This is a genomic window from Pseudoroseomonas cervicalis ATCC 49957, assembly GCF_000164635.1.
GTDB lineage: Bacteria > Pseudomonadota > Alphaproteobacteria > Acetobacterales > Acetobacteraceae > Pseudoroseomonas > Pseudoroseomonas cervicalis.
The window spans coordinates 1-1,122 of sequence record NZ_GG770820.1 but is presented as its reverse complement, the minus strand read 5'-3'; the positions used below and the strand labels follow the sequence as shown (position 1 = coordinate 1,122).

General features: G+C 74.5%; 1 protein-coding gene. It reads left to right on the top strand.

What is annotated here, in order from left to right:
- Positions 1-1,122 (top strand): methyl-accepting chemotaxis protein (locus tag HMPREF0731_RS19315; protein ID WP_007005894.1); only part of this gene is annotated, 1,122 nt, incomplete at both ends.

Sequence of the window (1,122 nt, the reverse complement as noted above, 5' to 3'; positions counted from 1 at the left end):
GCGCAGAAGCGGGTGCGCACCTATGCCCGCCAGCAGAAGGCGGCCGAGCGCGTCGCCAGCGCCACCACCCAGGTGGCCAGCGGCCTGGCCCAGGCGGGCTCCGCCGCCGAGGAGCTGCGCCGCGCCATGGAGCAGATCAGCGCCGGCGCCACCGAGGCCTCCAGCGCCGCCGAGCAGTCGCTGCGCGCCGTCTCCCGCGTGGTCGGCAACCTCGACCGCCAGCGCGCCGGCGCCACCGCCGCCGAGGAGCGGACCGAGGCGCAGCAGAGCCTGGTCGCCAGCGTCAACGCGCAGATCACCGCCAGCATCGCCAGCATCGGCCACGCGGCGCGGCGCCAGGCCGCCTCGGTCGCCATGGTGGCGGAGCTGGAGAAGCAGGCGGCCAATATCGGCGACATCGTCAAGGCGGTGGCGCGCATCGCCGACCAGACCAACCTGCTGGCGCTGAACGCGGCGATCGAGGCGGCGCGCGCCGGGCAGCACGGCAAGGGCTTCGCCGTGGTCGCCGACGAGGTGCGCAACCTCGCCGAGACCTCCGAGAAATCGGCGCGCGACATCCAGGAGATGGTCGGCCAGATCCAGGGCGAGGTGACGGTGATCGCGGAGGGCATCAACAGCTCCGCCGCCGCCGCCACCGCCGAGGCGGAGAAGGGCCGCGCCATCACCGCCCAGCTGGAGCGGATCCGCGCCGAGATGGGCGAGATCCTGCGCGGCGCGCGCGACATCCTGGCCGCCGCCGCGCAATCGGTCGACGCCGCGCGCGAGGCGCAGAAGGGGGCGGAGGCGATCTCCGCCGCCGCCGAGGAGCAATCCGCCGCCTGCGAGGAGGCGCTGCGCACCGTCGAGCAGCAGGCCAGCGCCCTGGCCCAGAGCGAGCAGGCCTCGGCCGAGTTGTCGGAGATGGCCGACGAGCTGAAGAACAGCAGCGACATCGGCAAGAGCGCCGAGGAGGTCGCCGCCGCCTCGGAGGAGCTGTCCTCCGCGGTCGAGGAGATCAACCGCGCCGCGGCGCAGGTGATGACGGCGATCGACCAGATCAGCCGCGGCGCGCAGCAGCAATCGGCGGCGACGCAGCAATCGGCGGCGGCGGTGACGCAGATCGAGCGCGGCGCGCGGCTGGCC